Raw genomic sequence first — 11,189 nt, 5'->3', positions numbered from 1 at the left:
TTCTAAACATCACCAACATGGTTCCCCGATTAGACACTTCGGGGAAGACGGCTAGAGGAAATTCACCTCACCATACTTCACATTCGTTATTATTCTAAACATCACCAACATGGCTCCCCGATTAGACACTTCGGGGATGACGACTAGAGGAAATTCACCTCACCATACTTCACATTCGTTATTGACGGCTGTGAGACCAGTGCCTCACACACTTACGGTATAACCACCATGTTTTCGTCATATCCGAGTTCACTTGTCGGATATCCACTTACTTTATTTTTTCTGCACGATTATTGAACCATAAAATAAGCGCTGTAGATCTAGCGTCACGCCATGGCTTATCAATTTTGCCACGGCTCTAAAATAGGTTAATTCATCACTGGTGCCTTTGGCATTAACTGGCACAGCAACACGTGGTTTACGCTGGCCATTACCCTTACCGTTAAGGTCAAAATCTAAAATCTTATCCGTCCAACTACACAATGAACGACCAGGCCCCATTTCAATAAAGACCCGTGCACCTTGGTCATACATGGTATTAATCAAACGAGGAAAATCAACGCGTTCACACAAGCACTTAGCAACACTGTGAGCAATGGCTTTACTCAACTGTGGTATCGGTAAGTAACACGAGCTTGAGTACATTTTGGTGGGCAAACGACTCGTCACATCCATGGTATAAAGTTCAACCATATCATCATATTCGATATTTGCCGGTGCACTATGAATCGCATTAGCCATGTTTAACGCCATAGCGCGCACACCTAACTTTTTAATGACCCGTAGGCAATCTTCTGGGTAGCCGGCAATTAATAAGCTGTCTGGGGTGTTGATTATGGTGCAATAAACTCGGTCTTCACCTTCACTGGCAGCTATAACTTCAGCTAACGTGGCTTTAATGGTGTAGGTTTCCCAAATAAACTCATCATTTTTACCGGTCGTTTCGCTAAGTTCAGGCAAGCCCCAATGTTCACGCAGGGTTAATAAATCTCCACATAAACGTTCATTAAAGGTGTCAGAATTGGCTAAACGTGCGCTCATTAAACCCGGTTGCTGCCACGCACCTAACGCCGCATACATACTCACTTCGCCCATGCTATAACCTGTGGCAAAGTCAGCTTTAAGTTTAAAGACATTTTCAAAAACTTTGGTGAAGACACAAGCAAAACCAACCCCGGCTTCAGCGATATCGGCTAAATTACCGCGCAAGTCTAAATCAAGCTGTTTAAGGGCTTTAAAACTAGGTCTAACAACCGAGCGGGGATTTAATAAGGTATCTTTTAAACTGGCGCCAATATCATCAGCTAAATTGGCAACATCTTGATGTATTTCAGGAAATAAGTGCAATAAATCGCGACCTAAACCGATATAAGTCGCGCCAATACCCGGATATAAAAACGAGACATTGTTGGAGTCTTCACTTACAGTTAAATCTCTATTTACTGGCTTAGGGGTAAAATAACTGCCTTTTGGCGTTCGCCATTCTTTACCCGTTGCAAGTGCAGTAACAATGCCTGACTTAGCAGAAGCTACTTCTTTTAATAACTCGGTTTTTGATTCACATAACAACACAATGCTGTAGGTGTTTTTTATAGATTTAGCTTGCTGGTAATAACTGAGCGCAATAGCTTGAATTGATTGCGCCGGCATTACTAAATTGCTTTGTAAATCGTTTTCAAGCTCAGTGAGCTTTGATAATAAGCTTTGCTGGTCATCTGCTGCCACCAGTACCATTTTCAAATCACTGCAAGCAATAAAACCATTGTCACGAATATCCACCAAGGGATGTTTTTCACCGGCAACAATAATTTTGTTTTCTGCCAATATCACATGGCAGTAGTCATTGTTAGCCGCCAAACAACTATACGCAGCCAGATGAGCATTACCCTCTGGATGTGGATACCAAGGTCGAGCCTCAGTAGCAAGATAAAAACTTGAGTTTTGCCAGTCTATTAGCTCATGTTCTGCTGGCTGTTGCCAATCAGTGATAGCAGGAATATATCGCTGCTGCAAAGCAATAATAGTGCGTAACAGTCCAAATACTTGCGAAAAACCCGCCCCTTCACCGGTAAGACTACGGGCACAAGAAACTGCCGTGTTTAGTTTTTTCTGATGAGCATAACTGGCAATTAAACCACTAGACTCTGCTAAGGAAAGCTTGTTATCCGCTAATGCTGAAACTTCTAACAAACCAATATCATTAGCGCTAACTTGAGCATTATCGAGTGCAGATGCAGTAACCTCGGTCACCTCAGTAAAATTAGTTACCTCATCACCAACGGCAAAACCTTTTAACCATGAGTAAACATAACTGTTATTGCTTTGCGCAAAACTTATCGAGGCAAATAATATCGCGGCTATGCCATGACAGTGTTGATAACCGGTAAATGTCTCATCAAAACTGATAGTAGTTACTGGTTCTACGGCTAAGTCATTCCCAGCAGAACTTTGTTGTTCTGGCTCTGCTGACAAAGCGTGGCTAAGAATTTCTGCTAAGTTGACACCAACTAATGCCACTAAAGCATGTTGACCAATAAGCACATCAAGTTGTAACATGGCCTGAGCGAATGAACTCACCACAATTGCACTATCAACATCTACATCAACATCAATGTCGACCATTTCGCTGGCAGCGTTTTCAGCAAGGACGATAACCTTGATATCAGCGCTGTTTACTTTATTAGCAAGCGCCATTCGCTCAACAGAGGCTTTAACGCTTATCAAGAGCGCTTTATCTTGCTCTTGGCCTTGCGTTTTACCTAAACTTTTACCTAAACTTTTACCTTGCACTTTACCTAAGTAAAGCGCTCGCTCGACATTATCAATATTATTTTGCACAGTGAATTGATTTTCAAACTGAGCATCTAAACCAATAATGGCGCTGCTATAATTACCTTTCGCCATTAAGCACTTGCCTCATCGTTGCCCTTTTTAGCCGCAGCTTTAGGCAAGAACAAACCATTTAAGTTGGCACTGGCGGTCACTTTAGCGGATTTTAACTCAGACAATAGCTGCTTATTTTCAGCAATAAATTGTATGTCTGCCACTAACGAACCACGTTGTTTGCCTTTTGCTGAGCTTTTAACTACGGTTAACTGCAAGTAAAAACGCTCACCTAGCGCTACTTCACGGTATACCGTCCAGCTTTGCGTACTTGAGGGCAAACTGCCTAAACCGAGTTGTTTTTTCACCCAAACTAACATCGCTTGGTAAGCAAGGTCATTGGCGAAAATGTTACTTTGGTTTTTGCCAATGATATTGCCTAAACATGGCAGCGCGAATTCACCTTGCTTAACACTGGCGACTTCCGGTACTTGGCAACTTAATAATAACCCTTGCTCGTTACACTCAAGTATTTCACTTATGCCTTGTAAGCTTGGGCCATGGAATAATGTGCCGTTGCTATAAAGTGCCGCGGCACTTTCACCTGTTGCCGGTACTGTTAACTCAACCGTTGGACTAACTGCTAGCTTGTTCACTAACGTCAGCTGTGCGCCATAATGAAAGACGGTTTTACCTTGGGCGTTGATGCTTGAGATCTTAGTTTCAACCACTAAACGAACGCCATCGTCAAACACTTCAGCGTTCATGTCAATTTTATAATCACTCGCTTCATTGCCATCAAAGATGATGCCTTTAAAGAGTTTGTAATTGTCTAAACCTTGGTAGTGATAACCTTGATAAGCTTGTTCGCTGGCATCTTTCATCCAGGCAATAGCACACACGGTTGGTAATACTTGTTCATCACCAATAGTGTGGTCAGCTAAAAAAGCATTGTTAGTCGCTAAAAGTGTTTTACTAACACTTATTGTTAAGCGACTAACTTGTGGCTTTTTTACAGAGTCACCTGCTGCTTGGTCTTTACTTTTATCTTTAGATAAGTCATTACCGACTAGGATTTGTGCACAACGGTTATTGTCCGCCGCTAATTCACTAACCAATAGTTTTGCGCCCGCATCAAGCGGAATAATGTACACACCACGGTCGTTAAACATACGTTTAAGCTCAGGTGTTACCATGCCGCCATCCCAAGGACCCCAGTTAAAACTAAGTACTTGCGCACTGGGGTTTAACGCTTTAAAGCGATAAGCGGTTTTATTTAAAATATCATTGGCAATTGAGTAATCAGACTGACCTGGATTACCGTAGAAACCTGCAGCTGAGGAGAATAAAACCAAGTGTTTAATGTTTTTTTCTTCAGTCACTGCAAGTAGCGATAACAGACCATCAATTTTTGTGCTGTATACCGCATTAAATTCTGCTAGCGTTTTTTGCTCGATAAACTTATCGGCTAATACGCCAGCGCCATGGATAATGCCGGTAATTTTTGCATAGTCAGCGCCAAAGTCTTTAATAATGGTCGCAACAGCAGTAGTAACACTATCACTGTTAGTAACATCTGCAGCAGCATATTGTGCTTGACCGCCAGCGGCTTTAATTGCCGTTAAGGTTTGCGCAATTTCACGATTTGCCAATACTGGACCAACAAATTGCGTCACTTTCACCGGTGTTGGTTTATCACCTGCAGCTATCAAGGCTTGCATCGCGGCTTTTTTCAGCGCTACTTCTTCGGTAATACCTTGTGCCCAGCTTGGCTCGTTTTCGTCAAAGACACTACGACCTAGTAGGATAAAGGTAGACTGGTATTGTTTAGCAATTTCGATAACACAATGAGCGGTTACGCCTTTTGCGCCACCACTGACTAAAAATACTGACTTGTTATCAATACTTGAGCCAGCTGCAAGTGCATAACTGTCGGTAGCCACACCAGTTAGCGTTAAACGTGCGCCAATGTTGTTACTTAGGTTATCCGTATCATGAGCTACTTCTACTATGCTGGTATCGATATCAAGTAATTCATCACTGATGATAGTTGCCGCTTTATCTGCAGCTAACTTAGTTGATAAATCAACGATACGACAGAAAACTGCATTATCGCCTTCACCTTGAGAAGAGCCCCATTCATGAGACAGAGTTTTAACTAAACCAGCTAAACCCGCTTGTACTAAATCTGCTTTAACATCAGCCTTAACTTGATTCGCGCCCTCGGCATTGACAAAACCTAACGCGCCACCTTGACGTGTTACCACAACAAATGAAGCACGTGCTTTAGTTGCATTCTTAACCTTACACAGCTTGGCTAAAACAAAAGCTAACATTAAGCCTTGTTTTGCCGCTTCAGGGTATTCAATAGCATTAACGGTATTTTTACCTTTAGAGTCAGTTCCTTTAATGCTAGGGCTTTGCAGATAAATAACCGCATCAAGTTGTTCGTTATTCTCGATGATGTCTTTAATTTGTCCTTCATCAAGGGTTTTTTCGCTGCTACCAATTTCAATAACATTAACTGCTTTGCTAAAGGCTTTTTTCGAGCTACTAACCAGCCAGTTAGGTTTTAAGGCGGTAACCTGCCAACCTTGTTTAATAAGCTTGGCGCTTAGTGCTACTGCTGCACCAGTACCGTCATCGACGATTAGTGCGTTGGCTCCTTGCTCTTTACTAGCGAAGGTTTGCACAATTTTATTAATTGAAGATAAGGCAGTTAACGCCACTGTGGCACTGGGTGCCCCTTGAAAGCTGGCACTAACATCGCTAGATTTTTCAGCTACTGGTAACGCTGTTTTAGTACCAGGACCTTTTGGGTCAGTCGGCTCGGTCGGTGCAACTTTAGACTGCATATAACTAACGATTTCGCCTAAAGTGCGCAGCTCTGCTAAATCTTCTGGGTTAAGCTCAGGTAAATCAGGAATAGTTTCTTGCACCGCGCCTAGAATTTCAACACGTTTGATTGAGTCGATACCCAAATCTGCTTCCATATCCATGGCAAGTTCAAGCATTTCAGTTGGGTAACCAGTTTTCTCGGCCACTACTGTCATCATTACGCTTTGAATATAGTCAGCATCAATCGCCGGAGTGCTTGAGTCGGCAGTACTCCCTACTACACTATTTTCAACGGAAGTTTGTTCAGTTGGAGCAACTTTAGATTGCATGTAACTTACGATTTCACCCAAGGTACGAAGCTCAGCTAAATCTTCTGGATTTAATTCAGGAAGGTCAGGAATAGTCTCTTGTACAGCACCTAAGATTTCAACACGTTTAATTGAGTCAATCCCTAAGTCTGCTTCCATATCCATTTCAAGCTCTAACATTTCCGTGGGATAACCAGTTTTCTCCGCTACCACTGTCATCATTACTGACTGAATGTGTTCAAGGTCAATTGTTGGTGTAACTGTATTTGTTGGTGCACTTTCATTGGCTGGCGCACTAGCTGCTGTGCTTGCAGTTTCATTAGCTACAGGCGTCGCTGCAACTTTAGACTGCATATAGCTAACAATTTCGCCTAAGGTTCTTAATTCAGCTAAATCTTCTGGATTAAGCTCTGGCAAATCTGGGATGGTTTCTTGTACAGCACCTAAGATTTCAACACGTTTGATGGAGTCGATACCCAAATCGGCTTCCATATCCATATCAAGCTCTAACATTTCAGTTGGGTAACCAGTTTTCTCAGCTACTACTGTCATCATTACAGACTGAATGTGTTCAAGGTCAATGACTGGTGCGCTATCATTAGCTTGCGCGTTGGCTGCGGTGCTTGCAGTTTCATTAGCTACAGGAGCCGCTGCTACTTTAGATTGCATGTAACTTACAATTTCGCCTAAGGTTCTTAATTCGGCTAAATCTTCTGGGTTAAGCTCAGGTAAATCAGGGATAGTTTCTTGCACAGCACCTAAGATTTCAACACGTTTAATGGAGTCGATACCTAAGTCTGCTTCCATATCCATGTCAAGTTCTAACATTTCCGTTGGGTAACCGGTTTTCTCAGCTACTACGTCCATCATCACGCTTTGGATATGCGCTAAATCGATTGCTGGTGCAGCTGCTGATATTGACGCTGGCGCACTTGCAGCAACCGCTACTGGAGCCGCTGATACTTTAGATTGCATGTAACTTACAATTTCGCCTAAGGTTCTTAATTCGGCTAAATCTTCTGGGTTAAGCTCAGGTAAATCAGGGATAGTTTCTTGCACAGCACCTAAGATTTCAACACGTTTAATTGAGTCGATACCTAAATCTGCTTCCATATCCATGTCAAGCTCAAGCATTTCCGTTGGGTAACCGGTTTTTTCGGCGACTACGTCCATCATCACGCTTTGGATATGTTTTAAATCAATGGCTGGAGCACTGGCTGGAACACTGGCAGTATCTGTCTCAACTAAGTGCAGTGCTGGTGCGCTTTCATTAGCTGACGCACTTGGCGCAACTGATTCAGCTTTCGACTTCATATAGTCAACAATTTCACCTAAGGTGCGTAATTCAGCTAAATCTTCTGGGTTAAGCTCAGGTAAGTCAGGAATTAATTCTTGCACCGCACCTAAGATTTCAACACGTTTAATAGAGTCGATACCTAAATCGGCTTCCATGTCCATTTCAAGCTCAAGCATTTCCGTTGGATAGCCGGTTTTGTCAGCAACTACGTCCAACATCACTGTTTGAATCTTTTGTAAATCAATAGCCGGTAACTCAAGCGATGCTACTGGAGCAGTGTCAACTGCAACGGCAACAACAGTTTCAGCCACAGGTGCTAATGCAGCCGCGGTTGCCACTGTTTGAATTGGTGCTGGTATATTTTCTCTAACAGCAGCTACTGGTAAAGCTGCGGGAGCTACTGGCGCTTGTTCTACTGGTTTTGACACCAATGCTTTTGAGACCAATGTTTTTGAGACCGCAGGGATTGTTGGCTTAGCTACTGACGTTTCAGGTGCAGCAGTCGACAACATGGCGGCCATATTATCGGTTTGATTATTTAGATATTGCTCATGCACACGTAAGGTTTCTGATTGGAACTCATGGTACATGCCTAAGGTGCGATCTAAACTTTCAGGTAATTCACCTGGCTCTTGAGCAGTAAGTACCGCATCAAACGTTTTCGCGTATTCTTTTGGACCTTGCATATATTGTTCATGTACGTTTAACAACTGTTGTTGATGTTCAACAAACTGGCTAACACTGCGTTCAATACTCGCACCTAAATCGCCATGATGACCCAGTTTTGACGCAGCAACTTGCGCACTATCGGCCACTGAACCATCAACATTGAGGTAAACAATTTTCTCAACTTCAACAATACGTTCTACTTCAACAATTTTTTCGACAATTTTCTCTACTACTTGCGGCGCTGGCACAGCAACAGGGACAGACGTTGCTTGTTTAATTTTCCAACCATCGTTTAGTGAATCTTCAAAGGCTTTCTTGGTTTTAGCGCTAACATAAGAGGCACCGGTTAACTTCATTGCTAACGGCGACATTTTAACTGGCTTTAATGGGCGTTTTATCGCGCTGTACGGGTCTATCTCATTAAGCGCTAAACCTAATACTGCCATTTGTACTGCGGCTTGGCGCATTTGCATATCGGCTGATTTTTTAGGATTGGCATTAACGGCGATAGCAACAACATCGTCTTTATCTTTTAAGATATTTTCAACCAGTTTGGTTAACACATTTTTTGGTCCAAACTCAACAAAGATTCGACCGCCATCCGCGTAAATATTGTCAATTTCTTCATTAAAATGTACTGCTTCTAAAATATGCTTTTTCAGTGCCTTTTTAATATCCGCGGCTTTATTTGAATGGACTTTTGCCGTGCCATTTGAATAAACTGGCACAACCGGCTTATTGAACTTAGCCTTATCGATTGCGTCGCTAAAAGGTTTTTGTGCATGACCAACCAGTGGTGTATGGAACGCCGCCGATACCGGTAAAGGCACAACCTTATAACCTTTAGCTTTAAGCTCTGTAATGGCAATGGCTATTTGACTGGTTACCCCGGCAACCACTACTTGGTTATTTGAATTGTAATTAGCAATTGAAATATCTTTAATGTCTTTGATGTCAGCCGCTACTTTATCCGCTGCTCCAACGACAGCAATCATGGTACCGGTATCAACCGAGCTGTCTTTCGGTGCTGCCATGGCTTGACCGCGACTACGAGCCAACATCATGTAATCTTGCTCGTTTAATACACCCGCGGCCCAAAGCGCTGTTAATTCACCAAAACTATGTCCGGCAGTAAAGTCAGCTTTAAAACCGGCATTAATAAAGGTTTTATATAGGCCAACACTTAACGTGCCAATAGCAGGTTGCGCGTGTTGCGTTAAACGTAACGCTTCATCTTGTGCTTTACGGGCATCATCACTAAAAACTGGAATAGGATAAGTGGTTGGGGTTAATTGACCTAAACCTGCATTAGCAAATTCCACGTCCATATCTTGCGCTGCTTGCATAACACTGGGGAAATTACAGGCTAACTCGCGACCCATGTTAACGTATTGTGAACCTTGACCTGAGAAAAGTGCCACCACTTTACCGGTTAACGCTAAAGCAGATTGTCGGTAATAAATGCCGGTTGGTACTGACCAGTCTTTACTACCTGCTTTGTCAGCAAACTGTTTTAATGCGCTATCAATCATCTTAATGGCTTCATCGGCATTTTTAGCAACAAAACCACAACGGGCTAGATCGCTAGCAGGTGTTGATAAAGTGTTTTCGGTCACTAAGGCATTAAATACATAAGGCTGAGCATCACTATCAATGGTTAACTTACTTTTCCATTCGGTTAAGGTGCTTACTAAGCCTTGTTCATTGCTCGCCGTCACTAAAATAGTTTGTGCTACGGCATTTAAACGATACTGGCCTTGTGCTGTTGGCGTATATTCTTCTAATACTATGTGGTAGTTAGTGCCACCAAAACCGAATGAACTAACACCGGCGCGACGTGGTAAACCATCTTCGCGCGTCATCCATGGACGAGTTTCATTGTTCAAATACATTGGGCTATTTTCTATGTCTAGCGACGTATTGGGTTGGTCGATATGAATGGTCGCTGGCAATACTTTATGATGTAGTGCTAACACCGCTTTAATCATACCCGCAGAGCCCGCAGCTGCTTTGGTATGGCCAATTTGTGACTTTACCGAGCCCATGGCTATATGTTGAGTTTGTTTGTTGTTCAAACCAAAATGTTTAATTAAACCACCAAATTCAGCCGCATCACCAGCTTTAGTACCCGTGCCATGCGCTTCAATTAAACCACAAGTACGCGGGTCAAATCCGGCATCATCATAAGCACGTTTTAACGCTTTAGCTTGTCCGTCTGGACGCGGTGCGTAGATAGATTTAAAACGACCATCTGAAGAGGTACCAATACCTTTAAGTACCGCATAAATTTTATCGCCATCACGCTCAGCATCTTCTAAGCGTTTAAAGGCCATCATGCCGATACCTTCACCTATCATCATGCCTTTTGAGTCATTATCAAAGGGACGAATATCTTCACCTGTGGTGAAAGCCGGTGTTTTTGAGAACGACATATACATAAAGGGTGAGTTATCACAACAAACACCACCAGAGATCATCACTTCTGAGCGATATTCTAATAAATCAGATACGGCTAATTTAATCGCCGCTAATGAGCCAGCACAAGCCGCATCAACTACACAGTTAGTACCACCAAAATCAAAACGGTTAGCAATACGACCGGCAATAACGTTACCTAACATGCCTGGGAATGAGTTTTCTTCCCAACCAATATAAGCTTTCTTGAATTTTTCGATGATCATGGCGCGATCTTCGGCGTCAACTCCTGACGCTTTTAATACTTTTTCTAACACCGGCCCTTGTAGACGAGACGTTAAGGGTGAAATTTGTTTTTGACCACCACCGACACCTAAAGTAATACCGATTTTATCGCGATCATAACCTGAGCCATCACCAATGCCGGCATCATTTAACACATCACGAGCAACCACTAGTGATAATAATTGCGCGATATCGGTTAATTCTAAAATATTTGGTGGTAAACCAAATTCCATCGGATCAAAATCAATTTCTGGTAAAAAACCACCACGCTTACAGTAGGTTTTATCCTCATCTTTTGGATTGCTTGAGTAATAATCATCAATGGCCCAGCGATCACTAGGCACATCTTTAATTCCATCTACTGACTCAAAAATGTTATCCCAATAATTTTCTAGGTTTTTTGCATCGGCAAAAATAGAAGCCATACCAATAATGGCGATAGGACATTCTTGTAAACGAGAATTAAATATTTTTTCCTCGTTGTCGATACTTGTTGTATTTGATACAGTTTTTGATGATTTTTGCTGTTTTTTAGCCATTAATATTACTCTACT

At 42.4% G+C, this 11,189-nt stretch carries 2 protein-coding genes; both read right to left on the bottom strand.

What is annotated here, in order from left to right; genetic code table 11:
- Positions 1 to 273: 273 nt before the first annotated feature.
- A complete protein-coding gene (locus CMT41_RS07200) occupies positions 274 to 2,904 on the bottom strand; it encodes a PfaB family protein (protein WP_058026795.1) in 2,631 nt (876 codons plus the stop codon).
- Entirely contained in the window at positions 2,904 to 11,174 is an 8,271-nt protein-coding gene (locus CMT41_RS07195; RefSeq protein WP_058028169.1) for a type I polyketide synthase, read from the bottom strand. The genes CMT41_RS07200 and CMT41_RS07195 overlap by 1 nt, the downstream gene beginning before the upstream one ends.
- Positions 11,175 to 11,189 lie beyond the last annotated feature (15 nt).

The sequence above is a fragment of the Colwellia sp. MT41 genome, assembly GCF_001444365.1.
Taxonomy (GTDB): domain Bacteria; phylum Pseudomonadota; class Gammaproteobacteria; order Enterobacterales; family Alteromonadaceae; genus Colwellia; species Colwellia marinimaniae.
This window is presented reverse-complemented; position numbering and strand designations above follow the sequence as displayed.